Source organism: Tamlana crocina (genome assembly GCF_012037625.1).
In genome coordinates this window covers 1-583 of the sequence record NZ_JAAVJS010000101.1, presented here as the reverse complement: position 1 = coordinate 583, position 583 = coordinate 1, and the positions used below count along the sequence as shown (strand labels likewise).

Sequence of the window (583 nt, the reverse complement as noted above, 5' to 3'; positions counted from 1 at the left end):
ATGAACAGAGCCGAAAACCGTAAGGCTTTGTACGATCATCTTAAAGAAGAGATGAGTGACGACCGGGCAAAACACAAGATTTTGCCGCCGAGTAAATTTGGCCTTGTACAAATTACAAGACAAAGAGTGAGACCAGAGATGAATATCAAAACAAGGGAAGAAAATCCCAACAAGACCGGAGAAGAAATTGAAGCTCCAATTGTTTTGGTAAACAGGATCAACCAGGATCTGGAAAAGCTCCTTAAAAAAGACTATAAAAAGATCACGCTTAGTGCTCATCCTTTTATAGCAGCCTTTTTAACCAAAGGTTTTCCATCACCCCGCTCGAAATGGTTCTTTGACCATAAGCGCTGGGTAAAAATAGTGCCTAGAGATGCTTACACGTATCTTGAATACCACTTTCACGACAACGACGGGGAAGAGATTCAATAACATTAAGAGACGCCTTTCAATAAATTGGGAGGCGTTTTTTTTTGGACAAAAAGACCGCTTCGTACAAGAACCAGGAACCAAGACTGCCTCATCTTAAAAAATCTTATTTTTGAATCTTGAAACCTTGAATTTTGAATCTTGAATCTTGAAT

The 583-nt window shown here is 39.3% G+C and carries 1 protein-coding gene; it reads left to right on the top strand.

From position 1 onward, the window contains the following. Positions 1 to 432: ribonuclease E/G (locus HC176_RS15810; protein ID WP_209309745.1), on the top strand; the 432-nt coding region annotated here is incomplete at its 5' end. Between the last annotated feature and the right edge of the window lie 151 nt (positions 433 to 583).